General features: G+C 65.1%; 24 protein-coding genes. 17 read left to right on the top strand and 7 right to left on the bottom strand.

Annotated features, from left to right (window positions below):
• Positions 1-22 precede the first annotated feature (22 nt).
• The 4 genes from H9639_RS16580 (at position 23) to H9639_RS16595 (ending at position 3,404) form a co-directional block, all read left to right on the top strand.
• A complete protein-coding gene (locus H9639_RS16580) occupies positions 23-832 on the top strand; it encodes an SDR family oxidoreductase (protein WP_191809189.1) in 810 nt (269 codons plus the stop codon).
• A 280-nt stretch (positions 833-1,112) separates the two neighbouring features.
• Positions 1,113-1,388 carry a hypothetical protein gene (locus tag H9639_RS16585; protein ID WP_191809190.1) on the top strand — a complete coding sequence of 92 codons (276 nt, stop codon included), beginning with the start codon at positions 1,113-1,115 and terminating at the stop codon, positions 1,386-1,388.
• A 165-nt stretch (positions 1,389-1,553) separates the two neighbouring features.
• Positions 1,554-2,594 (top strand): 3-hydroxyisobutyryl-CoA hydrolase, encoded by a 1,041-nt coding sequence (locus tag H9639_RS16590; protein WP_191809191.1) that lies wholly within the window; start codon positions 1,554-1,556, stop codon positions 2,592-2,594.
• Positions 2,595-2,645: 51 nt separating this feature from the next.
• A complete protein-coding gene (locus H9639_RS16595; protein ID WP_191809192.1) occupies positions 2,646-3,404 on the top strand; it encodes an SDR family NAD(P)-dependent oxidoreductase in 759 nt (252 codons plus the stop codon).
• A 56-nt stretch (positions 3,405-3,460) separates the two neighbouring features.
• Here H9639_RS16595 and H9639_RS16600 read toward each other — a convergent pair whose 3' ends face one another.
• On the bottom strand, positions 3,461-3,700 hold the full coding sequence (locus H9639_RS16600; protein WP_191809193.1) for a hypothetical protein: 240 nt from the start codon (positions 3,698-3,700) through the stop codon (positions 3,461-3,463).
• A 119-nt stretch (positions 3,701-3,819) separates the two neighbouring features.
• Between H9639_RS16600 and H9639_RS16605 the strand changes: the two genes are divergently transcribed.
• Both H9639_RS16605 and malQ read left to right on the top strand, forming a co-directional pair.
• On the top strand, positions 3,820-4,149 hold the full coding sequence (locus H9639_RS16605) for a DUF6221 family protein (RefSeq protein ID WP_191809194.1): 330 nt from the start codon (positions 3,820-3,822) through the stop codon (positions 4,147-4,149).
• A 99-nt stretch (positions 4,150-4,248) separates the two neighbouring features.
• Positions 4,249-6,399, top strand: a complete 2,151-nt coding sequence (gene malQ / locus H9639_RS16610) for a 4-alpha-glucanotransferase (protein WP_191809195.1) — start codon at positions 4,249-4,251, stop codon at positions 6,397-6,399.
• A gap of 30 nt (positions 6,400-6,429) precedes the next feature.
• Here the strand turns inward: malQ and H9639_RS16615 are convergent, their stop codons facing one another.
• Positions 6,430-6,939, bottom strand: a complete 510-nt coding sequence (locus H9639_RS16615; RefSeq protein ID WP_191809196.1) for a MarR family winged helix-turn-helix transcriptional regulator — start codon at positions 6,937-6,939, stop codon at positions 6,430-6,432.
• 92 nt (positions 6,940-7,031) lie between these two features.
• Between H9639_RS16615 and H9639_RS16620 the strand changes: the two genes are divergently transcribed.
• From H9639_RS16620 to H9639_RS16655, 8 genes are all read left to right on the top strand, one after another.
• The gene (locus H9639_RS16620) at positions 7,032-7,961 is read left to right on the top strand and encodes an SDR family NAD(P)-dependent oxidoreductase (protein WP_191809197.1); all 930 of its coding nucleotides are present in this window, start codon (positions 7,032-7,034) and stop codon (positions 7,959-7,961) included.
• Between the two features lie 31 nt (positions 7,962-7,992).
• Entirely contained in the window at positions 7,993-8,448 is a 456-nt protein-coding gene (locus H9639_RS16625; protein ID WP_191809198.1) for a MaoC family dehydratase, read from the top strand.
• A gap of 120 nt (positions 8,449-8,568) precedes the next feature.
• The gene (locus H9639_RS16630; protein ID WP_191809199.1) at positions 8,569-9,585 is read left to right on the top strand and encodes an ABC transporter substrate-binding protein; all 1,017 of its coding nucleotides are present in this window, start codon (positions 8,569-8,571) and stop codon (positions 9,583-9,585) included.
• A 120-nt stretch (positions 9,586-9,705) separates the two neighbouring features.
• Positions 9,706-11,253: an acyl-CoA synthetase gene (locus H9639_RS16635; protein WP_191809212.1), complete on the top strand. Its 1,548-nt coding sequence runs from the start codon at positions 9,706-9,708 to the stop codon at positions 11,251-11,253.
• Positions 11,254-11,397: 144 nt separating this feature from the next.
• A complete protein-coding gene (bcp, locus tag H9639_RS16640) occupies positions 11,398-11,871 on the top strand; it encodes a thioredoxin-dependent thiol peroxidase (RefSeq protein WP_191809200.1) in 474 nt (157 codons plus the stop codon).
• An 88-nt stretch (positions 11,872-11,959) separates the two neighbouring features.
• Entirely contained in the window at positions 11,960-12,526 is a 567-nt protein-coding gene (locus H9639_RS16645) for an RNA polymerase sigma factor (RefSeq protein WP_191809201.1), read from the top strand.
• Entirely contained in the window at positions 12,523-13,314 is a 792-nt protein-coding gene (locus H9639_RS16650; RefSeq protein ID WP_191809202.1) for a hypothetical protein, read from the top strand. The genes H9639_RS16645 and H9639_RS16650 overlap by 4 nt, the downstream gene beginning before the upstream one ends.
• 10 nt (positions 13,315-13,324) lie before the next feature.
• Positions 13,325-13,927 carry a class I SAM-dependent methyltransferase gene (locus H9639_RS16655; protein WP_191809203.1) on the top strand — a complete coding sequence of 201 codons (603 nt, stop codon included), beginning with the start codon at positions 13,325-13,327 and terminating at the stop codon, positions 13,925-13,927.
• A gap of 13 nt (positions 13,928-13,940) precedes the next feature.
• Here the strand turns inward: H9639_RS16655 and H9639_RS16660 are convergent, their stop codons facing one another.
• A complete protein-coding gene (locus H9639_RS16660) occupies positions 13,941-14,453 on the bottom strand; it encodes a GNAT family N-acetyltransferase (protein ID WP_191809204.1) in 513 nt (170 codons plus the stop codon).
• A 155-nt stretch (positions 14,454-14,608) separates the two neighbouring features.
• Here H9639_RS16660 and H9639_RS16665 point away from each other — a divergent pair, with 155 nt between their 5' ends.
• Together H9639_RS16665 and H9639_RS16670 are read left to right on the top strand one after the other, a co-directional pair.
• Positions 14,609-15,139, top strand: coding sequence for a metallophosphoesterase family protein (locus H9639_RS16665; RefSeq protein ID WP_191809205.1), 531 nt, complete (start codon positions 14,609-14,611; stop codon positions 15,137-15,139).
• A 151-nt stretch (positions 15,140-15,290) separates the two neighbouring features.
• The gene (locus tag H9639_RS16670) at positions 15,291-16,883 is read left to right on the top strand and encodes an HNH endonuclease signature motif containing protein (RefSeq protein WP_191809206.1); all 1,593 of its coding nucleotides are present in this window, start codon (positions 15,291-15,293) and stop codon (positions 16,881-16,883) included.
• Between the two features lie 119 nt (positions 16,884-17,002).
• Here H9639_RS16670 and allB read toward each other — a convergent pair whose 3' ends face one another.
• From allB to H9639_RS16685, 3 genes are all read right to left on the bottom strand, one after another.
• Positions 17,003-18,340, bottom strand: a complete 1,338-nt coding sequence (allB, locus tag H9639_RS16675; RefSeq protein ID WP_191809207.1) for an allantoinase AllB — start codon at positions 18,338-18,340, stop codon at positions 17,003-17,005.
• A 200-nt stretch (positions 18,341-18,540) separates the two neighbouring features.
• The gene (locus H9639_RS16680; protein WP_191809208.1) at positions 18,541-19,356 is read right to left on the bottom strand and encodes a bifunctional allantoicase/(S)-ureidoglycine aminohydrolase; all 816 of its coding nucleotides are present in this window, start codon (positions 19,354-19,356) and stop codon (positions 18,541-18,543) included.
• Complete coding sequence (locus H9639_RS16685; RefSeq protein WP_191809209.1) at positions 19,353-20,777, bottom strand: DUF6986 family protein; 1,425 nt, start codon at positions 20,775-20,777, stop codon at positions 19,353-19,355. The genes H9639_RS16680 and H9639_RS16685 overlap by 4 nt, the downstream gene beginning before the upstream one ends.
• A gap of 467 nt (positions 20,778-21,244) precedes the next feature.
• On the opposite strand from H9639_RS16685, the gene H9639_RS16690 reads away from it, so the two are divergent.
• Positions 21,245-22,006 (top strand): IclR family transcriptional regulator, encoded by a 762-nt coding sequence (locus H9639_RS16690; protein WP_191809210.1) that lies wholly within the window; start codon positions 21,245-21,247, stop codon positions 22,004-22,006.
• A gap of 89 nt (positions 22,007-22,095) precedes the next feature.
• On the opposite strand, the gene H9639_RS16695 is transcribed toward H9639_RS16690, so the two are convergent.
• Positions 22,096-23,625: transketolase-like TK C-terminal-containing protein (locus H9639_RS16695; RefSeq protein ID WP_404799775.1), on the bottom strand; the 1,530-nt coding region annotated here is incomplete at its 5' end.

Genomic DNA, 23,625 nt, shown 5'->3' on the forward strand with positions numbered 1-23,625 from the left:
CCCCTGCCCTTTGAAGGAACAGATGGTCTCTCACCTCCCGCTCGCCGGACGGACAGCCGTGATCACCGGTGTCAGCAGAAAACAGGGGATCGGTTACGCCGTCGCCTCCCGGCTGGCACAAATGGGCGCCAGCCTTTTCCTGGCCCACTACGCCCCGCATGACGCGGAGCAGCCCTGGGGTGCGGATTCCATCGACGGGGTTGTCAGTGGAGTGGGTGTGCAGCTCGCGGACGGTGCCCGGATCGCTGACTTAAGCATCAATCTGGCGGACCCGGGGGCTCCTGAGCACTTAATCGAACGGGCAGCGGCTGCGCTGGGGCACCTGGACATCCTGATCTGCAACCATGCCCGCAGCGGCGGTGATGGACGTTTGACGGAGCTCTCTGCTGACATGCTGGACGCCCACTGGCAGGTCAATGCCCGCTCCACACTGCTTGCCACCCGGGACTTCGCCCAGCAACATGACGGCCGGCCCGGTGGACGGGTCATCTGGATGACCTCCGGGCAGGTCAACGGCGGGGTCATGGAGAACGAGATTGCCTATGCAACGGCCAAAGCAGCGCTGGCCGGGATCACACCGTCCGTTGCCGCAGGCCTGGCCCGGCAGGGCATTCTCCTCAACACCGTCAACCCGGCTCCGGTCAACACCGGGTACCTGGATCCTGCGACCGCCGACCGTCCGCAGGAAGTCCTGAACGACGTGCTCTCCCGCTTTCCCGGCGGACGTTTTGGCGAACCCGACGATCCTGCCCGGCTGATCGCCTGGCTTGTCAGTGACGAAGGGCAATGGATGGTGGGCCAGGTCCTGACCAGCGACGGCGGCTTCCGCTGACTGTGCGCCGGGTCCGCGCTGGAGTTTGTTCAGGGCTCTAGCGGGCACCGCACGGGGATGTTAGGGTCCTCGGCATGGGAACACTCATTTTCGAGTAGCGGCTTGCGCGCAGTTGGCGCGCAGCGCTCAAAGCAGACCACATCAATCCGCTTGTTGAGGCCAAGGCCTCCAAGTCCTTCCGTCTGCAGACTCGAAGTATCCGCGCGCAGCTCTGCGCCGGCAGCCCCGGAAGGGCAGTGTTCTGGCATCAGCAGCCCAGAGTAGAAACTGGAGCAGTCCCATGACGAAAAACCCGAAAAAACCCCAACTCCCTGCCGGCGGCCAGCCGCTTGCAGCAGAGGAGGACCTCCCGGTTGCTGACGCGCCCGCCCCGGATCTGCTGGTCAACGTGTCTCCGGCAGCTGCCCGCCGCCTGAGCGAAGACGGCCTGCGTCGGCTGGCTGCCGCTCAGCCTGCGGAGGCGAATCTTCCGGGCTGGCAGAGCCTGGGCAAGGGTGCCAAACCCAGCCACGCCAATGGACGGCAGGGTCCCCGCGAGCGGAAGGTGCGCTGGTAGCTGCCTCCCGCCCAATCCACGCCGAACCGGCTGCAGGCCCTGCGCCTGCGGCCGGTTTGCTGTTCAAGTTCAGACCTGCCGTCGACGGCGACCGTTTCGGAAGGCAGATCGCGGGGCAAAGCTCCCGGATTGGCGCTGCGCCGGATTCTTGAAATGCTGACGGGCATGGAATCCTCTCCCTCCGGAACCCTCACCCGTGCCTCCATCCATGCCACCGGCGAGCTTCAGGCCTGGACCTCCGGGAACCTCGGCATCATCCGCCTGAACCGGCCGCAGGCGCTCAACGCCATGACCGTGGGTATGGTCACGGCGATGGACCGGGTGCTCCAGGACTGGGCGTCGGCGGATACGGTCGGCTCGGTACTGCTCCTGGGGGCCGGCGACCGTGGGCTGTGTGCCGGCGGCGACATCCGGGCGATCGCAGCCGGGACTGATGTGCAGGCCATGGAGTTCTGGACCGCCGAATACGCGCTCAACGCCCGGGTGGCTCACTTCCCGAAGCCCTACGTTGCGCTGATGGACGGGATGGTTATGGGAGGTGGTGTGGGTGTTTCCGGGCATGCCGGCATCAGGATCGCCACCGAACGGACCCAGGCGGCCATGCCGGAGGTACGCATTGGGTTCAGCCCGGACTGCGCCGGGTCCCTGCTGCTGGCCCGCGCGCCGGGCGAGCTTGGCACGCACCTGGCCTTGACCGCCGGAACCATGACGGGTGCCGACGCGGTGCTGTGCGGATTCGCGGACTACTTCGTTCCCTCCGCCTCCCTTCCAGCTTTGTGTGCGGCACTGGAAACGGGTGAGCCGGAGCAGACGGTGGCCGCGTTCGCCGTCGAACCTCCGCCGGCTCCCCTGGCCGGCCAGCGGGAATGGATTGATGAGTGTTACGCCGGCTCCGATGTCCAGGAGATCCTTGCCCGGCTGGACTCCCACGCTTCGCCGGAAGCCGCGGCGGCAGCCCGGGATATTCGGGCGATGGCGCCGTTTTCCCTGGCCGTGGCGTTGGCCGGAGTACGGGCGGCCGCGGCGGAACCGGTGCTGGAAAAGGTGCTGGAACGGGATCTGGTGATGGCCGAGCGGATGATCGCCCGCCCGGACTTCCGCGAAGGCGTCCGCGCCCGCCTCCTGGACCGGGACGCGCCCCGCTGGCAGCCAGCCAGCCTTGCGGAGGTGGCAGCCGCCGACGTCGCCTGGACACTGGCTCTCTGACCTGTCCGGTGCCATGATGGTGGCCCCACACTCCGGCAGAAGGGCACCGGCATGCTGCTGAACGGCAGGAACGCAGTTGTTTACGGAGGCGGAGGATCCATCGGAGGGGCCGCGGCCCGGGCCTTCGCCCGGGAGGGCGCCAGGGTTTTTCTGGCTGGGCGGCACCCGGAACCGCTGCAGGCCGTGGCCGAGCAGATCCGGAGCGCCGGCGGCCTGGCAGAAACCGCGCTGCTGGACGCGCTGAACCAGCAGGCGGTGAATGAACACGCGGACGACGTCGCCTCCTCCGCCGGGTCCCTGGACATCTCCTTGAATGTCATCCAGCACGGCGACGTCCAGGGCACCCCGATGTCCGCGATGTACCTCGAGGACTATCTGCGCCCCGTGTCGACGGCCGTGCAGACGACCTTCATCACCGCGCAGGCGGCGGCCCGGCACATGATGGAACAGAAATCCGGCGTCATCCTGGCTTTCGGGGGATCAGGAACCCAGGAACCGGGCCAGTATCTGGGCGGACTGATTACGGCGTTCGAGGCCATTGAGGCCATGCGCCGGCAGCTGGCGGTGGAGCTTGGCCCCTACGGTATCCGGGTGGTGACGCTCCGCAGCGGCGGTATACCGGAGTCACTGCCGTCGGACATGGAAGGCCGGGAGGAAATCGCCGGTGCGATCCAGGCAGCCACCATGCTCAAGCGTGCTGCCACGCTGGAAGATGTTGGCAACGCCGCAGCATTCGCGGCTTCAGATATGGCAGCCAGCATCACGGCGGCGACGATCAATATCAGTGCCGGAGCGTTGATCGACTGGTAGTGGATCGGCTGGCAATTGATCTACTGGTAGTCGATTTGCTGGCAGCGCAGGCAGGTTTATGCTTCGGTGCGCCAGATGGTGAAATCCTCGGTGTTCACGGCGGTGTGGGCGCCGGTTTCCTCGTCACGGAGCCACAGCGTTGCCAGCCCAGGTGCGGTGTCCCGCACTTCTCCCCGGTAATAGACATGTCCGCCGCTGCGGGCTTCAACGTGGTCGCCACGGTGAACCGAACGGATATTGCGGATGCGGCGGGCGGACGGATTAGAGGAAACTGAGGACGTACTGGCTGAGGGCAAACTACTACTCCTATGTCGTAAGGGGGCCTAGTTATGTCAACCAGCCAAGTGGGCGAAAATATTCCCAATGCTGTACCCTCCCCCTGACGCAGGATCGGTGGGGAGCGTAAAGTCTGGGCATGGATATCGTGGATTTCCTGCTGACGCGCTTTCATGAAGACGCCGCGGAGTCCCGCAAGCTCCTCGGCGGCTCCGAAATTTCACTCTCGGACCGCTGGTATGAGGAGCGGCTTTTGCGGGAATGCGAAGCCAAACTCATGTTGATCGACATCATCGGCGGTGCACGCCGCAATGCGCTGTCCAGGATGCTGCAGGACACGGAAAACGACCCGCGCAGCTATGCGGATGAACTCGAATGGACCACTCTTGCCCTCGCCGCCCTAGCCGCGCCGTACGCGGATCACAATGATTATCAGGACGTGTGGCGGCTGGTGGAAAAACGGCCCTGAAGCCGCCTTGGGGCCGTGCGCTCTTTGCCGCCCCACCCGGCGGGCCTGTCCTGCGGCGCCGGAACCCCCTAGATTGGCTTCCATGACTTTGGAGACGCTATGACAGGGGACAGTGCCGGGAGCACCAGCGAGCGGGAGCTCCTGGAACGGCTCGCAGCAGCGAAAAACATCGCGACGACGTTCACCGGATGGGACGGGAGCCAGCAGCAGGTCTCGGATGAAACCCTGCGGATAATCCTTGCCTCCCGGGGTGCTCCTGCGGGCAGCCGCCCGGAGCTGGAAGCATCACTGGCGCAGGCAATGACGGACCGCTGGCGGCAGGTCCTGCCTCCGACGGTCGTGACGCGGGAAGGTGTCCCGGAGACCTCGGTGCAGGTGCATCTTCCCTTCGGAGTGTCCGCGCGGGCGTGGGTCGACCTGGAACTGGGGGGAACCATTGAGCTGCCGTGGAATCCGCAGCCGGAGGAATCCGCCGTCGTCGATGGAACGGACCTGCAGTGCACAGCGCTGGCCCTGCCGCCGGATCTGCCGCTGGGCTGGCACCAGCTGCACGTCGAGGCCGTCCGTTCCGGCGACGGCGGGACCCGGGCCCAGGCTGTACTGGCAGTAACCCCGGACCGGCTGGATCCGGTTGGCAAAATCGGCCGGGCCCAGACCTGGGGGATGATGGCCCAGCTGTACTCCACCCGGTCGGCGCGGTCCTGGGGTATTGGTGATCTGACCGATCTCGCTGACCTCTCCGCGGTCTGCGGGGAAGCCGGATCAGATTTTGTGCTCATCAACCCCCTCCATGCCGCCGAACCCGCCCCTCCGGTGGAGGATTCCCCGTACCTGCCCGCAACCCGCCGCTTCTTCAATCCCCTCTACATCCGGGTCGAAGCCATTCCCGAGTACAGCTATCTCCCGCAGGAACAGCGGTCGGGGGTCGAAGATTTGGCTGCCGGGCAGCAGGCCGTGAACCGGGAGGCCGGACTGCTGGACCGGAACGCAGCCTTCGCGGCGAAGCTCCCGGCCCTTCGCCTGGTTTTCGAAGTGCCGCGCAGCCCTTCCCGGGAACAGCAGTTCCAGGCTTTTGTCGACGGGGAAGGCGATGGACTGGAGAGTTTTGCCCTCTGGTCCGCCCTGGCCGCCAGCCTGCCGGCGGACGCGCCGCAGTGGGCTGAGGGCTTGAACAGCAGTTTTGCCCGGAATGCGGCCGTCGAGCTGGCCGGGGACATCAGCTTTTACAAATGGCTGCAGTGGATCTGCGACGAACAGCTGGAGACGGCCCAGCGGGCTGCCCGGCAGGCGGGCATGGGCGTCGGAATCGTCCACGACCTTGCCGTGGGGGTCCACCCCGGCGGAGCGGATGCCTGGACACTGCGCAACGTCCTGGTTCCTGAAGTGTCAGTCGGAGCACCGCCGGACATGTTCAACCAGCGCGGCCAGGACTGGAGCCAGCCCCCGTGGGATCCGGATCGCCTGGCGGGCACCGGATACGCAGCCTACCGGGACATGCTGCGGACCATTCTCCGCCATGCCGGCGGCGTGCGGGTGGACCATATCCTTGGTCTCTTCCGCCTGTGGTGGATACCCCGCGGAGAAACGCCCGACAAGGGCGCCTACGTCTACTACGACCATGAGGCGCTGGTGGGAATCCTGGCCCTGGAAGCGCAGCGGGCGGGCGCCGTCGTCGTTGGCGAAGACCTGGGCGTCTTCGAACCGTGGGTTCAGGGCTACCTGGCCGAACGCGGAATTCTCGGCACGGCCATCCTGTGGTTCGAACAGACCGAGCAGGGGCCCCGGCCGCCGGCGGACTACCGTCCGGGCGCCCTCACCACCATCGGCACCCATGACCTGCCTCCGGCTGCGGGGTATCTGGCCGGGGAACATGTGACCCTGCGCGGTTCGCTGGGCCTTTTGAACCGGCCTGTGGAGGAAGAACGGGAACTTGATGAGGCTGCCCGGGCAGCCATTCTGGAGCTGGTCCGTAGCGAGGGGCTGCTGAGCGCCGAAGAGGCGTCCGAGGCTGAAACCGTCGAGGCCCTGCACCGGTATATTTCCAGGACACCGTCGGTGCTGATCGGTGTTGGTCTGGTGGATGCCGTGGGGGAGCGGCGGACCCAGAACCAGCCCGGTACGTCCACGGAGTATCCCAACTGGCGGATTCCGCTGGCCGGGCCGGACGGAGCCCCGATACTCGTGGAGGACCTTGCCACCAATCAGCGCTTCCAGTCTCTGGCGCGGATTATGAACGAGTCGCTGCGTTAGCGCCGCGGCCGGGCGGGAAGACCCAAAGTTCTAATCGGCAAAAGCAACGCGGCGCAGGAGCGACCGCAGCTGTTCCCGCTCCTCGGGGGAGAGGCTGCGCAGGGAAGTCTCGCTCGCGGCTGCAACCACGGCGGCCGCCTCGGCATAGAGCCGCTTGCCTTCCGCCGTCGGGGTAATGATGTTGGAACGGCGGTCCCGCGGGTCCGCCTTCCGCTTCACCGCACCCCGTTTCTCGAGCTGGTCCACCAACGCCACGATCTGGCTGGGATCCAGGGAGAGGAATTCCGCGAGTTCCCGCTGCGAAGGGTTCAACCCGCTGCAGGCGAGGGAAAGGACGGAGTAGGAGCGCACTTTCAGGTCGAGCGCGGCCAGGTCCTCGTTGGCGCGGCGGGAGCCGACTGAACGCGCCCGGGCAGCGAGGAACTCGGTTTCTCCCGCCAGCTCTGAATCATAGAGCCGCTCGATTCCTGTCTGAGGCCCCGGCTGGTGCGAAGTACCTGCCGCGCCGTTGCCTGAGGTGTTGCTGCCGGTCTCGGTCATTGTCTAAGAGTACGCGCAATTACAACTGTTGACTTTCTCAACCATCTCGGATGTCATGGTGTGAGGCAGAGCACACGAATGAGGAGTTATGTATGGCGCTGGACGGCAAAACCGCGATTGTTACCGGCAGCGGGCGGGGGCTGGGCCTGGCCTACGCCCGGGAACTGGCCCGGCAGGGCGCAGCGGTAGTGGTGAACGACGTCGATCAGGCCGTTGCTGATGAAGCGGTAGCGGTGATTAAGGCCGACGGCGGCCGCGCGGTTGCGGTGGTGGCTCCGGTCGGGTCGACCGAGACGGCGAAGGCCCTGGTGGCCGCTGCCGTGGAGAACTTCGGCGGCCTGGACATTCTGGTGACCAATGCCGGGGTGCTGCGGGATAAGAGCCTGCTGAAGATGACCGATGAGGACTTTGACCTGGTGATCAACGTGCACCTGCGCGGCACCTTCACCTGTGTCCGGGAGGCGTACGCGTACTTCAAGGAAAACAACGTGGCGGGCCGGATCATCACGATCGGTTCCCCGACCGGGCAGCGCGGAAACTTCGGGCAGACCAACTACGCTGCAGCGAAGGCCGGGATTGTGGGCATGGTCCGCACCTGGGCGCTGGAAATGAAGAAGGCCGGCGTCACCGCGAACGCCGTGATCCCGGTGGCCGCGACCGCGATGACCAAGACCGTTCCGTACTTCGCTGCCGCGGTTGAAGCCGAGGAGCGCGGGGAGGCGATGCCGGCCTTCTTCCGCAAGGAGCTGGGCTTCGGTACCGCGGAGGATGTGGCCGGGCTGATCGCGTTCCTGGCCTCCGAGGATGCTGCCGGGATCACCGGGCAGGCCATTGGCGTGGGCGGGGACCGGCTGCAGCTGTGGTCCCATCCGGAAGCAGTAAGCACGGAGTACCGGGACGGTGGCTGGACCTATCAGGATCTTGCGGCGGAGTTCCCGTTCGCCGGCAGCCTGCAGGGTGTGGGGGAGAAGTTCCCGCCGCTGCCCGAAGAGCTCCAGCCCCAGACCGCAGATTCAAAATAGTCACCACCAGAACTAACTGAGGAAAAACCTTATGAGCGCTACCGTTGTCACCTTCGAAGAACTCCCCGGACTTGTCGGCAAGGACCTGGGCTACACCGATTACATCGAAATCACGCAGGACCAGATCAACACCTTCGCCGAGGCCACTGATGACCACCAGTGGATCCACACGGACCCGGAAAAGGCCAAGGACGGACCGTTCGGCGCACCGATTGCCCACGGCTTCCTGACACTTTCCCTGATCATTCCGCTGTGGAGTCAGCTTTTCGACGTCGAAGGCGTCAAGACCAAGGTCAACTACGGTCTGGACCGGGTGCGGTTCACCAATCCGGTCAAGGTTGGTTCCAAGGTCCGCCTGCACTCGGTCATTGCTGAGGTCACCGAGGTCAAGGGCGGCGTCCAGATCAAGACCTCCAACAAAATCGAGATCGAAGGCGAAGAGCGCCCCGCCGTCGTCGCCGAGTTCCTCGCTCGGTTCTACGCCTAGTCTCCGGCGTCAGCAGGCCTCCCGGTCAGGTCCCCTCCGCGGGCCGGACCACGGGTCAGTAAGGCAGTACCAGCTCCACTCCTGCAGTATCCATTTCTCCCCTCAAGGAAGAGGAAAGTCATGAGGCACTTCATTACCCGCAAGGTCGCCAAGGCCTTCGCACTCGGCGCTGTTGCGTCACTGGCGCTGGCCGGCTGTGGTGGCGGCAGCCTGTCCGGCAGCGACTCCAGCTCACCGGCAGCTTCCTCGTCGGAATCGGCAGGCAGCGGCGAGCTCGAGAAGATCGTGGTCGGCGTCCTGGCGATCGCCCCCTCGGCAGCCATGCACTACGGCATTGAGGAAGGCATCTTCGAGAAGCACGGACTCGACGTCGAACTTCAGACCGGCCAGGGCGGCGCTGCCATGCTGCCGGCTGTCTCCACGGGAGACATGAACTTCGCCGTCGGCAACCCGCTGACCGTGATGGTGGCCAAGGACAAGGGCCTGGACATGCAGATCGTCACGGGCTACTCCAACTCCTACGCGGAGGGCGAGGACATCAACGGCGTTGTTGCCCGTGCGGACTCCGGCATCACCACTTTTGGTGATCTGGAAGGCAAAACCGTTTCCGTCAACGCCATCAACACCCAGGGCGACCTGACCATCATGGAGGCTGCCGCCCTCGCGGGAGCGGACTCCGGGGCGATCAAGTTCTCCGAAATGGCCTTCCCTGACATGGAGGCACAGCTGGAGCTGGGCAACACGGACGCCATCTGGATTCCGGAGCCCTTCCTCAGCAAGGCCCTGGCCAATCCGGAGAACGTCCTGGTGGGGTACTCGAACCAGGAAGTTGTCCCGGGCATGCCCACCATGGTCTCCTTCACCTCCGGTAACTATGCCGATCAGAACCCGGAAACCGTCCAGAAGTTCAAGGACGCCATGGAAGAACTCCTGGTCGAAGCCGAGGCAAACATCGACGACGTCAAGGCAACCCTGCCGGACTTCATGACGATGCCGGCCGAGGTCGCCGCGAAGCTCAAGATGGAGCAGTACGACGCCGAGCTGCGCACCGAGCAGCTCAACAGCCTCGGTGAGCTGATGCTCAAGTACAAGTTCGTGGAAAAGGCTCCCGATCTGGCAGCCATGACGGTCCAGTAGCAGCACCGTTCAACAAGCAGCACCATCCAGTAACACCTCCGGTGGCCTGCCTTCCCCTGGGCAGGCAGGCCACCGGCTCCACAAAGACTTTAGGTAATACAACGAAGGATGTCTGAGGAAATGCAGAACCAGGGCCTGGGTTCATGGATCCACCGCCAGCGCGTCAAATCCGGTTCCAAGACCGCGCTGATTTTCCGGGATGAGCGGACCAGCTACGCCGAACTCGACGAGCGGATCAACAGACTGGCAGCTGTGCTGCGCGCCAACGGTGTGGAACACGGCACGCGGGTGGCTTTCCTGGGGGACAACCACCCTGCTTTCCTGGAGACGTTCTTCGCCGCAGGCTCCCTGGGAGCGGTGTTTGTGCCGCTTAATACCCGGCTGGCACCTCCGGAAATCCAGTATGCGCTGCAGGATTCAGGCAGCCTCATCCTGGTGAACACCCTGGCGCTGGACGAACTGGCTGTGCGCGGGGCGCGCGGAACCGCCGTCGCACTCCGCCTGCTGGTTGACGATGGAACGGGAACAGCGGCCTTCGACCCCGGCGAGCTGCCGGTCAAGCCGTATGAAGCGTCCCTGGAATCAGCCTCGGGCGGGTTTCCGGACGCCGCCGTCTCCCTGGAGGACGGCGCAATCATTCTCTACACCTCCGGCACCACCGGGCAGCCCAAGGGCGCCTGCCTCACCCACGCCAATCTGGCCTGGAACTGTTTCAACGTGCTGGTGGATTACGACGTTGCGGGAGACGACGTCGCCCTGATGATCTCCCCGCTGTTCCATGTGGCATCGCTGGACATGGGTGTGCTGCCGAACCTGCTTAAGGGCGCCGCCGTCATTCTGGAAACCCGCTTTGAACCGGGACGGACCCTGGAACTGATCGAAAAGTACCAGGCGACGTTTATCAGCGGCGTTCCCACCACGTACCAGCTGCTCTGTGAGCACCCCGATTGGGCCAAACGGGACATCAGTTCGCTGCGTAAGCTCACCTGCGGCGGCTCCGCGGTGCCGCTGCGGGTGATTGACGCTTACGAGGAACGCGGTCTTGGCTTCTCCAACGGCTACGGTATGACCGAGACGGCGCCCGGCGCCACGGCTCTGCCGCCGAAATGGTCCCGGGAGAAGGCCGGTTCGGCCGGGCTCCCGCACTTTTTCACGTCCGTCCGCATCGCGCATCCGAACGGTACTCTCGCTGCGCCCGGGGAAGTGGGCGAAGTCCAGATCAGCGGCCCCAACGTGATCAAGGCCTACTGGAACCGGCCCGAGGCCACCGAGTCCTCGTTCACCGACGGGACCTGGTTCCGCTCCGGCGACATGGGTTATTTCGACGACGACGGTTTCCTCTTCATCTCCGACCGGTTGAAGGACATGATCATTTCCGGCGGCGAGAACATCTACCCGGCCGAGGTGGAGCAGATCATCAGCGAGCTCGAGGCCGTCAGCGGCGTCGCGGTGATCGGGGTTCCCGACGCTAAATGGGGTGAGGTTCCCAAGGCTGTGATCACGCTGCGCGACGGTTTCACGCTGGAGCCGGCCGAAGTGCAGACTCACCTGGACGGGCGGCTGGCCCGGTACAAGATTCCGAAGTCGGTGGTGGTCGTGGAGGATCTGCCGCGGACGGCCAGCGGCAAGATCCGCAAGAAGGACCTGCGCAGCGAGTACGCCGGATAACGGGCGGACCGGGCCCGACGGGGGGCCGGACTGGTCCCGCCGGGCCGGTATCAAGATATCCGGACGGCCTTGGTCCTCCTGCGCACCTGTGATCTCTAGACTGGGCACCAGCAGATGCCGAACCCCTCCAACCTGAGGACAGCCATGACCCAGCTTTCTCCGGGCGACACCGCCCCCGCGTTCACCCTTCCCGACGCCGGCGGCAAGCAGGTGTCCCTCGCGGACTATGCCGGGCGCCGCGTTGTCGTCTACTTCTATCCGCAGGCCGGGACTCCCGGCTGCACCACCGAAGCCTGCGATTTCCGCGACAACCTGGCTGCGCTGCAGCAGGACGGGTACGACGTCGTCGGCATCTCACCTGACGGACCCGAGGCGATCCAGGAGTTCATCCGGGACCAGGCGCTGACCTTCCCGCTGCTCTCCGATCCGGACCTTGCCGTGATCAAGGCCTATGGTGCCTATGGTGAGCGGACCTTCGGCGGCAACACGTCCATGGGCGTCCTCCGCTCCACCGTGACTGTGGATGAAGACGGGAAGGTCCTTACAGCCGAGTACGGTGTCAGCCCTGCCGGCCATGTGGCCCGGCTGCGTGAGGAGCTGGCCGGGCTGCAAAGCTGACCCTGCTGGTTGTCTGCTCTCGGAGCTGCAGGGGAAAATGTTGCCGCTGTGGCGAGACACTGCGCCCGCTCCCGGACAGGTACAGGGTATGACCTCCTTTTCACGCCCTCCCGACCGGGAGCAAACCTTCCGGGCGTTATATGCCGCGGTGTATCCGGAGCTGATCCGGTTTGTTCAGCGCCGCACTTATCCTGACCGGGCTGAAGATGTTGCTGCCGACACCTTTCTTGTCGTCTGGCGCCGGCTGGATGATCTGCCCGCTTCCACCGGCGACGCGCGGGCCTGGATCTTTGGCATCAGCCGCAACATCCTGCTGAACAGCCGGCGCGGTGAGCAGCGCCGGGAAGCGCTCGGCCTGCGCCTGGTCGATGCTTCGGACGTGCCCGCGTCCAGCGAGGACATCGACCTGGCAACCAGCCGGATCGATCTGGAGCGGGCCTGGCGGCTCCTCTCCGAAGTCCACCAGGAGGCACTGGGCCTGGCGGTTTTTGAGGAATTGACCAGCCCGCAGGCTGCAGCGGTTCTCGGGATTTCACCCGTCGCTTACCGTCTCCGGCTTACCCGCGCCCGCCGGGCGCTCCGTCTCCTGCTCGACCACCTCCCGGCGTCTTCAAGCACGCCGCAGCCCGTCTTTGGAAGGACCCCGGCATCATGATGCGCGACGAACAAATCGACACCTTGCTCCGGTCCCTTGATCCTGCCGACTCCGGTGCCTCCGGGCACACCCCGCGGTCCCGCGCCGACCTCGAACGCATTCTCGCGGCTGATCCGGCGATGGGGGAGGTACAGAACGTTCATCCGCTGCGCCGGTGGAAGGTACGCCGCGGTGTTCTGATTGGTGCGGCTGCTGCCGTGACCGCGGGCCTGGTTGCTCTTCCGGCCATCAGCGGCGGCGATCCGGCTTACGCCACCTGGACCGCCGTTCCGACGACCCTCAGCCCGGCTGCCAGTGCGAAGGCCGGGGATGACTGCCGGTCCTCAGAAGGGCACTCGGAGAAAGATTCCGCCGAACGGGCCGAGGTCGCAATCGCCGAGCAGCGCGGTGTCTGGACGGCAGTGATGCTGACCGGCGACGACGGATGGTCGGCCATGTGTGTGTCTGATGACTCCATGTTTGGCGGGTCATTCGGTTATTCCGGAGGTCCCGGTGGGAGCCCCACTCCCGAGCCCCGGGACTTGCTTCCCCAAGGGATCGGAACGGGGACGACGCAGGCGGGCAACCTCTCTATGGTCGCCGGTGCTGCAGGCTCCGAGGTCGTCGGGGTTTCCTACCTGAGCCAGACCGAGGGCGAAGTCATAGGGAGCGTTGCCAAGGGGCAGTTTGTTCTCTGGTTCCCCGGGGATGAACTGCAAAACTACGACACTGACCACGACGGCGAGGGCGTGGAATTGCTGGTGACCTATGCCGACGGATCGTCCGGCCCGGTCCGGGTGGGACTCTGAGGCGGGTCGGATGAGCGAGAGCATCGTTGAGGTGGCGTACTCCCTGCGGGCAGCCGGCTACACCACATTGTTCGGGTCCATCGAGGCAGCCCATCCCGCGGACCGCAGATTCGTGGCGGAGTGGGCAGCCACGGTGGATGGTCCCGTGATTGATGCTGGCTGCGGGCCTGGACACTGGACGAAGTACCTCACCGACCAAGGTCTCGACGTCGAGGGGATTGATCTGGTTCCGGCTTTCATTAGCCATGCACGCGCACAGTTCCCGGATATTCCCTTCCGGGTGGCCTCGGTGCGGGACATCGGGGCTGCTGACGAAAGTCTCGGGGGAATCCTCGCCTGGTACTCGCTGATCCACCTTGAACCCGACGACGTCCCCGGGGTTCTGGCGGAAATGGTGCGCTGTCTTCGTCCAGGCGGAAGTCTCCTGGCGGGGTTCTTTGAAAGCGCCGAGATCGAGCAGTTCCCACACCAGGTCGCTCCTGCCTATTCGTGGCCGGTCCAGGAGTTCACGCGGCTGCTCGAAGACGCGGGGTTGACCGCCGCCGCCGTCGAAACCCGGACCGATCCCGGGCACCGGCCGCATGCTGCGATCATTGCCCGCCGCAGCGTTTAGCTGCCTGACGGGGTCAGACCCCGAAGGCCGCCGGGTACTCGATCACTCCGGAGGGGACCTGGCCGACGGGGTTGAGCTGCAGGGCCATAAGGGCCTCATCCGGCACCTCAAACGGGGCCTTGATGCCCAGCCGGGAGGCCGGAGTGAACCCGAAGCGCGGGTAATAGTCTGCATGGCCGAGGACCACCACCAGGTTTTCGCCCAATTTCCGGGCCGCGTCCAGTGCGCCGCGGATCGCCGCACCTCCGGCGCCCTGGCGCTGATAATCCGGCAGGACCGCACAGGGAGCCAGTGCGAGCGCGGGCTCACCGCCAACCCGGCAGCGGGTCAGCAGTGCATGGGCCACGATGGTGCCGTCCGGCCCGGCTGCCACCCAGGAGAGCCCGTCGATCCACGCGTCCGGGTCCGTGCGCAGCGCGTCTACCAGGTCGGCTTCCGCCGGAGTGGGGAAGGCTGCTTCGTTGATGGCGCGGACAGCAGCGGCGTCGGCGGGGGTCTCAGGACGGGCGGTCCAATTGATGGCCATGAGGATGCTCCCAGTGCGCTGCGGATTCCGGTGTAGGTCTCTGAAAACCATATCCCGCCGGAGATCCTTCCCAGCTGCCGCGTCCCCGGAGTCTGCAGCACAGGCTAGCCTCGGAGGTGAGACCGGGAGGGACACCCCGGTATGAAAGGACCCCGATGACGACGCGTTTGGTGCTTCTGGCCGACACCCATCTGCCGCTGCGGGCCAAGGCTCTTCCACAGGAGGTATGGGACGCAGTCGAGGCCGCGGACCTGGTCGTCCATGCCGGCGACTGGGTCAGCGAAGACCTCCTCAACGACCTGCAGTCGCGTTCCAAGTCGCTGCTGGCCTGCTGGGGCAACAATGACGGACCGGGGCTGCGGGCCCGGCTTCCGGAGATCGCCCGCGCCACGGTTGAAGAGGTGCGAATCGCCGTCGTGCATGAAACCGGTGCCGCCAAAGGCCGGGAGATCAGGATGGAGCAGGCCTTCCCGGGCACCGATCTGCTGATCTTCGGCCACAGCCACATCCCCTGGGACAGTGCTGCTCCCGGCGGTCTGCGGCTGCTGAACCCGGGCTCGCCCACGGATCGCCGCCGTCAGCCGTTCTGCACTTATATGACCGCAGAGATCTCGGGGCGAAACGTCGACGTCGAGCTGAAGCGGCTTCCGCTGCGGGTTCCTCCCGGCGCGCGGCCCCGGTCCTGAGGGTGGCAGGGCGCCCGGCGCATCTGCCGGGCGCTCTGATTCAGCCGCCGCTTAAACCTGAGTACTTTTTAGGAAAACTCCCGTATTTTGGTGTCGTCTACAGGCCCGATTTCCGCCTTCAAATGTCAGTGGCAGATGAAAGCCTTGGGGTATGGAGCGGACCCGCAGCAGTCGTGGAGAGCAGCTTTTTGAGCCGTCTGAGCAGGCGGACAGCAGCGCCGTGCCGCTCGCCTTTCTGGAGGCCTTTACAGCACCCGGCGCCAGCGAACAGGGCGCTGGTTTCAGCGGGTCAGTAAAAGTTGCGGAACTGGGTGTCCTTGATGCGGGCGAGTCAGCGCTGGTGTTGGAACAGCTCGCGGTTCTGGGTGCTTGGGTGCAGGCTCAGCAGGCACGCGTGGTCCACAGGTTGCAGGAGCTGATTGAACGCGAGGTGGAAGAGACTTTTAAGCGGCCGGACGAGATGCTCGCAATGTCCCTGACAGCCGCTGAAACCGGTGCGGCCCTAAACCTGCCGCACATGAGTGCCATGCGCCTGGTGAATGTTTCAGACAACCTCTGCACCCGGTATCCGGCTACCTTGGCGCATCTGTCCCGGGGCAGGATCAGTTATCGGCAGGCCGAGGTCCTTCTGGATGAGACCGAAAGCGTTCCGGCGGCCGAGCAACCGCAATTTGAGCGGGAACTGCTGGACGTTGCGGAGGGGCGGACCTGTGCGCAGTTCATTCGAACGGCCCGGCGGCTGCGCGAGCGCCGCTGGCCCGGCAGTATCCAGGAACGGCACCGGAGCGCTGTAGACAAACGCGGGGTCAGTCTCGACCCCCGAGCCGACGGAATGGCCGAACTCACCGCTTTCATCGCTGCGGAGAAAGGCCAGGCGATCTTCACCGCATTGACCGCTGCGGCTCGAGGGCGGCGGCGGGACGGGGACTCCAGGACCATGGACCAGCTCAGGGCAGACATCTTTTCGCTGCTGATCCTGACACCCGGCAGACCTCTGACTTCCGGGGGAGGTGGTGGTCCTGCCCAGCCCGACGGCGCGAGCCTTCTGTCTGCCGGCGACGGGCCTCTGTGTCCGGGTGACAGCGGTGCCTCTACCCAGCCCGACAGGATATGCGCCGGTGCGGAAGCGAGCTTCCCTCGGAGTGTCGACGACTCAACCCCCGACGGTACCGAGGGGATTAACCCGGAGATCATGGTGCTGATCCCGGCGGACACACTCTTCGGCGGGAACAACCAGCCGGCCGAGCTCAACGGCTACGGGCCGATCAGTGCCGAGGCAGCCCGCCGGCTGGCCCGCCAGGCATTGTATTGGACCGGACTGGTCCAGGATCCTGCGACCGGTGCGATCCTGGCAGTGGGACGACGGCGGAAAGTGCCCGCCGGCTTGAAACGGTGGCTCCAGGCCCGGGACGGAACCTGCAGATTCCCCGGCTGCAGCGTCAGCGCAGCCCGAACCGAAATCGACCACACAATTCCCTGGTCCCAGGGGGGACCAACAGAACACGGGAATCTGGCCAACCTGTGTCCGAAGCATCATCGCTACAAATCGCTCGGTTTCTGGTCAGCACACCAGCCAGTTCCCGGAGTCCTCCAGTGGCAATCGACCTTTGGCAGGCAATACCGGGTGGAACCGCAACTGGACTACGCCCGGGAAAAAGAACGCGAGGCTGCCGGGACCTGGGGAGGAACCCTGACAGCTGAAGACGGGGTGTGTGCCGGCGCTGAGGTTCCCGGACCGGACTGAGGCGGTGCCACACGGGCCTTCTGCGATTGCTAAACCCTTGTCGCCACCCCGCCACGGGTGCGGGCCGCCCCCTCAAAGCGCCCGCACCCCAGCCCAGCTGAGCTCAGCCCGAAAGCAACTCAGCCCCGCCGCAGCAGCCGGCCCGTCGGCTCGTCCCCGGAAACCTCAGTACCCCGCAGGAAGGTCCGCCGGACGGAACCGGTCAGTTCCTTGCCCGCGTACGGCGTGATCGGGTTCTTGTGATGGAGTTTGGCCGTCTCCACCACAAAGGAATCCTCCGGTGCGAAGACCGCAAAGTCGGCATCAGCACCAACCTCGAGCCGGCCCTTACGTCCCAGCCCGGCCAGTTCGGCAGGCCGGCGCGACATCCATTCGAGCACCGTTTCCAGAGGGATTCCCCGGCGGTGGGCCTCGGTCCAGATCAGCGACAACCCCAGCTGCAGGGAAGAAACCCCGCCCCAGGCCACTCCAAAGTCACCGTTTTCCAGATCCTTCAGATCCAGTGTGCTGGGGGAGTGGTCGGAAACAATGAAGTCGATCGTTCCGTCCTGTAGTCCCTGCCAGAGCAACTCCCGGTTAGACGCTTCCCGGATCGGCGGGCAGCATTTGAATGCCGTCGCACCATCAGGGATCTCCTCGGCCAGCAGGGTCAGGTAGTGCGGGCAGGTCTCCACTGTCAGGCGGATACCCTCCCGTTTGGCAGCAGCAATCAGCGGCAGCGCATCGGCAGAGGACAGGTGCAGGATGTGCGCACGCCCCCGGGTCCGCCGGGCAGCATCAATGACCTGGGCAATGGCCTTGTTCTCTGCTGAACGGGGCCGCGAGGCTAGGAACCCGGAGTATTCCGGACCCGTCGGCTCCGGGGCATCGGCAATTACCTGGGAATCCTCGGCATGAACGATCAGCAGCGAATCAAAGGAGGCCAGTTCGGCCAGGTCCTTTTCCATTTCCTCCGGCTCCAGCTGCGGAAATTCATCCACTCCCGAATGCAGCAGGAAGCACTTAAAACCAAAAACTCCGGCCTCATGCAGCGCCCGCAAATCCCCGGTGTTGCCGGGAACGGCACCACCCCAGAACCCGACGTCCACAAATGCCTGACCCGCAGCCACTTCCCGCTTGACCTCCAGGGCCTCCACGGAAACCGTCGGCGGAATCGAGTTCAGGGGCATATCGATAACCGTCGTGACGCCGCCGGCAGCCGCAGCACGGGTAGCTGATGCAAAGCCTTCCCATTCGGTGCGGCCGGGCTCGTTGACGTGAACGTGGGAATCCACCAGGCCGGGAATCAGGGCCTCATCATCCGCGAGTTCAACCACGCGGTCCCCTGTCAGGCCGGTGCCCAAAGGTACGACGGCGGCCACAGCGCCGCCACGGACCCCCACCTCCCAGGCTCCGGTTCCCGCACCGGCGTACACCCGGTTCCCGCGCAGAACGAGGTCAAAATCAGAATCAGTCATACGATGTGCTCCTTTAATTCGGCCCAGCAATGGAGGCAGACAGCCGCCTTTGGCTGCGGGCCTCCATACCGGGACTTTGGGATGGCCGCTCAAACAGTGACCGGGTCAGCAGGATCGAGCAGTTCACGCACCTGCCGGACGCGCAGGGATGCCGGATACCGCAGAACCAGCCGTTTGCGTACTGCAGGACCCCGTTCTGGTCACAGCAGGATTTGACGGTTGACGTCCTTGTACAGCAGGTATCTGAAGTTGGCAGGCCCGCCGGCATAGCAGGCCTGCGGGCAGAACGCCCGCAGGGACATGTAGTCGCCCTCCTGGACTTCCACCCAGTCCTCGTTCAGACGGTAAACAGCTTTCCCTTCAAGCACGTAGAGGCCGTGCTCCATGACGTGGGTTTCTGCGAACGGAATGGAGGCCCCGGGTTCGAACGTGACGACGTTGATGTGCATGTCGTACGCCAGGTCATCCACGGGCAGCATCCGGGTGGTACGCCATTTATTGTCCGTGCCCGGCATCCCGGCCGGCTCGATTTCACTTTCATGCCCGACGACGACCTTTGGCAGGTGCCCGGCCAACGGTTCGTAGGCCTTGCGGATCCACTGGAAGCGGGCAGGCTCGGTGCCGTCGTTAGCCGTTTCCCAGACAATGGCCGGCGGAAGGTAGGCGAAGCCGCCCGGAGCGAGTTCGTGCCGCTCGCCGTCGATCGTCACTGCCAGCGGACCGCCGTCGAGCACAAACACGAAGGACTCCACTGTGGACTGCGGTTCCGGATTCCGGGACCCGCCGCCGGGAGCGACCTCCATCAGGTACTGAGCGAACGTTGTGGCACCTCCCGCAACGGGCCGGTTCAGGATCCAGGCCCGGGTGCCGGTCCAGTCCGGAAGGACGCTCGTGACGATATCCCGCAGCACGCCGCGGGGAATCACCGTGTAGGCCTCAGTGACCACGGCCCGGTCTGAGAGCAGGGCAGTCTGGGGTGGCAGGCCGGCGTCGGGGGAGTAATACGTGGGGTTCACTGCTTGTTTCCGCTTCTGTTGGGGGTCTGGGGGTGGGCAAGGTGTGCCAGCTCGTCGGGAGAAACACCAACGGCCTCGGCTACTTCACCGCTGGTGAGCGCACCGCAGGTGAGTCCCCGGTGAATGAACCGGGCCAGGGCCCGCGCGGTCGCAGGTTCGTCGAGGATCGTGCTCTCGAGACGGTGCACATAGTTGTTGAGGCGCGCGGCGGCTGCATCGAATCCGCTGCGGTAAAAGCCGTAGGTGGCCAGGTACCGGGTGGGCAGTTGAGCGGGATGGAGGTCCCAGCCCTGGTAGTAGCCGGCAGCCAGGGAACGGGCGACCAGCCGCGCGTGCAGCACCCAGGCCCGCTGGATGGTCTCGGGGTCACCCACGGGAAGAATGTTCGTGGAACCGTCGGAAAGACGGACACCGGTGCCCGCTGCGGCGACTTGCATCACCGCTTTCGCGTAATCCGCTGCCGGGTGTTCCATGGACTGGTACGCGGCGGCAATGCCGAGCGAGGCGCTGTAATCATAGGTGCCGTAGTTCAGGGCGCTGATCCGGCCGCTTCCGGCATGGAGCAGCTGGGCCACCGGAACGGTGCCGTCCGCACCCAGGATCAGCAGAGGGGTTTCCATCTGGACCTCAAAGCGCAGCCGGCCGCCGGGTAACCCGTGGGCTTCCTCCAGCCGGCCGCAGGCATAAGCCATGGCTTCAACCTGCGCCACCGTACTGACTTTTGGCAGGGTCAGGACCAGCCCGTCCGGCAGACCAGAACCCGGATGGCCAGAGTTCGGCAGGCCAGGGCCCGGCAGGCCCGGGCCGGGATGGCCAGAGCTCGGCAGGCCAGGACCTGGCAGACCTGAACCCGGCAGACTCTCACGCCCGGGCCCGGAACCGGCGGCAGGGCCGCTAAGCAGCGACGAAAGAAACAGGTCCAGCGTCCGCAGCCCGCGGTCCCGGGTAGGCGCTTCGAAGGATTTGAACCGGATTCCGATGAAGGCAGGAGCGGTCCCTGCGGCCACAGCGCGTGCCACGTCCCGCCCCGCAGCGACGGCGTGTGCGTCCTCCTCAGCGTCCGGACGGGCTCCGTAACCATCTTCGAAATCGAGGCGCAGATCTTCAATTGGTTCGGATGCGAGCTTGGCAGCGGTGAGTGCGGCCAGAGTTCCCGGGTCCGCCAGGCCAAGCTGCCCGGCCAGCTGCTCCAATCCACCCTGGCCGTCCACGGCGGCCAATGCCTGCCGGCCCCAGTCGGCACCCAGATCCGGGGTAAAGGTGTCGGCAGGAACGTACACCGTGTGCACTGGCTGCCGGGAGCCATCGTCTCCCGGGTAACCGGCTGACAATAGATCGTCGGTGGAACGCAGCGAATCGGCAATTCGTGCGTAGTCATCGGCACCGAAGGCCAACCGGGTTCCTGTTTCAGCCTTGCTCATGGGGCCGGTTTCTCCTCCGGGCGGTGGTCTTCCGGGCTGCGCTCCTATGCGTGGCGGAACCGCTGGCAGGAAAGAAACAGATATGCTCAACCTTCATACCGTGTTCCTTTCTCTTCGCCTGTATTTCCCGGGGCGGCATGTGACCCGGCCCTGCGAGTTTCTCGACGCTGCATTATCCCCGGCTCGGCATCGTCCAAGGCACGGCATCGTTCGCGGCACTCACCGGTTTCCGGAACCGTCCCGTGTACGCAACCGGACGCTTCTCCCCAACCACTTCGTATTCCGTATTATGGATATTATTGTTTGCGATGTGGAATGGCAAGAGTTTTTTTCAATTCTCGCTTTCGGGTTTCAAAAGGCTGGCCATCCCTCCCGGGTAGCGCTACGGTGTGGGAATACCGGAAGTTGGCTTCCGCGATGCGACATTACATCTGCCACTGTCGAACTACTGCGGGAGGGCCAAACCGATGGCCGAGCGAACTGCCGGAAGCGGCGTCCAATCCGTCGAGCGCGTTTTCGAACTCTTGGAACTCATCACCGACGCCGGTGGGTCGGCCACACTCAGTGAACTCGCGGGCGCTGCAGAACTGCCGCTTCCCACCATCCACCGGCTGCTGCGAACGCTGGTGGGACTGGGCTATGCGCGGCAGCTGCCCAACCGCCGTTATGCCCTGGGTCCCCGCCTGATCCGGCTGGGCGAGGGCGCGAGCAAGCAGCTTGGCGCATTGGCCACGCCGGTGCTGGGGAAACTGGTTGACGAGCTCGGAGAGACGGCAAATATGGCGGTCCTGGATTCGGACCGGGTCCTCTATATCGCCCAGGCACCCTCCCGGCACTCCATGCGCACCTTTACGGAAGTCGGACGCCGGGCGCACAGCCATGCCACCGGCGTCGGCAAGGCTATCCTGGCGCAGCTGCCGGATGACCAGGTCCGGGGGATAGCCACCCGCTCGGGACTGCCGCCCGCAACAGCTGCCAGCCTGGGTACCATCGAGGCCCTGCTCACCGACCTGGCCGCGATCCGGCGGCGAGGCTATTCCATCGACGAAGAGGAGCAGGAGCTGGGCGTCCGCTGCTTCGCCGTGGCTGTCCCTGGCGCTCCCACCCCCACTGCGGTGTCCGTGTCCGGACCCATCTCCCGCGTGGATGAAGCCTTCGGACAACGGGCCGTACCGCTGCTCAAGGCTGCGGCCCGGACCATCTCGGAGGATCTGAACGCGCAGCACTAGGCGGAGCGGATAGGCCGCAGGTGTGTGTCCGGAAAACAGTTTGGGCCGGACACCCGAAGGTGTCCGGCCCAAATTCATGGCAGATGTGACTAGGCGTCGCCGCCGGTGTTGCCGCTGGTGCCTGCGTTGACGTTCAGGAGGTCGTACTTCTCCATGGCCAGGCGGGGGGCCTCAGAATCCACATCGCCGCGGGCTGCGAGCAGCTGCAGGGTGCGGACCACCATGGAGTGGCTGTCGATCTTGAAGTAACGCCGGGCCGCTGCACGGGTATCGGCGAAGCCGAAGTCGTCAGCACCCAGGGTGGCGAACTCGTTCGGCACGAACTGGCGGATCTGGTCCGGAACAGCCTTCATGTAGTCGGTCGAGGCTACGATGGGGCCTTCGGCTCCGGCGAGCTGCTGGGTGACGAAGGGAACTCGCCGCTCAGCACCCGGGTTCAGGAACGCTTCCTCCTCAGCGGCCAGGCCGTCGCGGCGCAGCTCGGTCCAGGACGTCACCGACCAGACATCGGCGGAAACACCCCAATCCTCGGCGAGCAGCTTCTGGGCTTCCACCGCCCACGGAACAGCCACGCCGGAGGCCAGCAGCTGGGCCTTGGGTCCCTTGACGTCCGAGGCGGAGACCCGGTAGATGCCCTTGACGACACCTTCCACGTCCAGGTCCTCGGGAGCCTTGGGCTGAAGGATCGGTTCGTTGTAAACCATGATGTTGTAGATCAGGTTCCGGTCCTCGGAGCCTTCGCCATACATCTCTTCGAGGCCGTGGCGCATGATGTGCCCGATCTCGTAGCCGTAAGCCGGATCGTAGGTCTTCACCGCGGGGTTGGTGGAAGCCAGGATTGGCGAGTGGCCGTCGGCATGCTGCAGTCCCTCGCCGGTCAGCGTGGTGCGTCCGGCGGTCGCAGAGATCAGGAAGCCTCGGGCCATCTGGTCAGCAGCTGCCCAAATGGCATCGCCCGTGCGCTGGAAGCCGAACATCGAGTAGAACACGTAGACCGGAATCAGCGGTTCGCCGTGGGTGGCGTAGGAGGTACCGGCGGCGGTGAACGCTGCGATGGAACCGGCTTCGTTGATGCCCACGTGCACGATCTGGCCCTGCGGGGACTCCTTGTAGGCCAGGACGAGGTCCCGGTCCACGGAAAGGTAGTTCTGTCCCTTGGGGTTGTAGATCTTCGCGGTGGGGAAGAACGAATCCATGCCGAAGGTTCGGGCTTCATCCGGAATGATCGGCACAATCCGCTTGCCGAACTCCTTGTCCCGCATGAGGTCCTTGAGCAGGCGGACGAAGGCCATGGTGGTGGCCGCCATCTGCTTGCCGGAACCGCGGTTCGCTACCTCATACGCGGAAGCATCCGGCAGTTTGACCGGGGCGTGCTTCTCGCGGCGCTCGGGCACGTTGCCGCCGAGTTCGCGGCGGCGCTCGAGCAGGTACTTGATCTCCGGGGAGTCAGCACCGGGGTGGTAATACGGCGGGGCGTACGGATCGGCTTCGAGCTGCTCATCCGTAATGGGGATCCGCAGGTGATCACGGAAGGCCTTCAAATCCTCCAGGGTCAGCTTCTTCATCTGGTGGGTCGCGTTGCGGCCCTCGAAGTGCGTGCCCAGGCCGTAGCCCTTGAC

Origin of the sequence: Arthrobacter gallicola (genome assembly GCF_014836775.1) — a bacterium.
In the GTDB taxonomy this organism is placed as follows: Bacteria; Actinomycetota; Actinomycetes; order Actinomycetales; family Micrococcaceae; genus Arthrobacter_B; species Arthrobacter_B gallicola.

Coding starts and splice junctions, on each gene's coding strand:
- H9639_RS16580 (WP_191809189.1), top strand. CDS start 23: ATGGTCTCTCACCTCCCGCTCGCCGGACGGACAGCCGTGATCACCGGT.
- H9639_RS16585 (WP_191809190.1), top strand. CDS start 1,113: ATGACGAAAAACCCGAAAAAACCCCAACTCCCTGCCGGCGGCCAGCCG.
- H9639_RS16590 (WP_191809191.1), top strand. CDS start 1,554: ATGGAATCCTCTCCCTCCGGAACCCTCACCCGTGCCTCCATCCATGCC.
- H9639_RS16595 (WP_191809192.1), top strand. CDS start 2,646: ATGCTGCTGAACGGCAGGAACGCAGTTGTTTACGGAGGCGGAGGATCC.
- H9639_RS16605 (WP_191809194.1), top strand. CDS start 3,820: ATGGATATCGTGGATTTCCTGCTGACGCGCTTTCATGAAGACGCCGCG.
- malQ (WP_191809195.1), top strand. CDS start 4,249: ATGACAGGGGACAGTGCCGGGAGCACCAGCGAGCGGGAGCTCCTGGAA.
- H9639_RS16615 (WP_191809196.1), bottom strand. CDS start 6,939: ATGACCGAGACCGGCAGCAACACCTCAGGCAACGGCGCGGCAGGTACT.
- H9639_RS16620 (WP_191809197.1), top strand. CDS start 7,032: ATGGCGCTGGACGGCAAAACCGCGATTGTTACCGGCAGCGGGCGGGGG.
- H9639_RS16625 (WP_191809198.1), top strand. CDS start 7,993: ATGAGCGCTACCGTTGTCACCTTCGAAGAACTCCCCGGACTTGTCGGC.
- H9639_RS16630 (WP_191809199.1), top strand. CDS start 8,569: ATGAGGCACTTCATTACCCGCAAGGTCGCCAAGGCCTTCGCACTCGGC.
- H9639_RS16635 (WP_191809212.1), top strand. CDS start 9,706: ATGCAGAACCAGGGCCTGGGTTCATGGATCCACCGCCAGCGCGTCAAA.
- bcp (WP_191809200.1), top strand. CDS start 11,398: ATGACCCAGCTTTCTCCGGGCGACACCGCCCCCGCGTTCACCCTTCCC.
- H9639_RS16645 (WP_191809201.1), top strand. CDS start 11,960: ATGACCTCCTTTTCACGCCCTCCCGACCGGGAGCAAACCTTCCGGGCG.
- H9639_RS16650 (WP_191809202.1), top strand. CDS start 12,523: ATGATGCGCGACGAACAAATCGACACCTTGCTCCGGTCCCTTGATCCT.
- H9639_RS16655 (WP_191809203.1), top strand. CDS start 13,325: ATGAGCGAGAGCATCGTTGAGGTGGCGTACTCCCTGCGGGCAGCCGGC.
- H9639_RS16660 (WP_191809204.1), bottom strand. CDS start 14,453: ATGGCCATCAATTGGACCGCCCGTCCTGAGACCCCCGCCGACGCCGCT.
- H9639_RS16665 (WP_191809205.1), top strand. CDS start 14,609: ATGACGACGCGTTTGGTGCTTCTGGCCGACACCCATCTGCCGCTGCGG.
- H9639_RS16670 (WP_191809206.1), top strand. CDS start 15,291: ATGGAGCGGACCCGCAGCAGTCGTGGAGAGCAGCTTTTTGAGCCGTCT.
- allB (WP_191809207.1), bottom strand. CDS start 18,340: ATGACTGATTCTGATTTTGACCTCGTTCTGCGCGGGAACCGGGTGTAC.
- H9639_RS16685 (WP_191809209.1), bottom strand. CDS start 20,777: ATGAGCAAGGCTGAAACAGGAACCCGGTTGGCCTTCGGTGCCGATGAC.
- H9639_RS16690 (WP_191809210.1), top strand. CDS start 21,245: ATGGCCGAGCGAACTGCCGGAAGCGGCGTCCAATCCGTCGAGCGCGTT.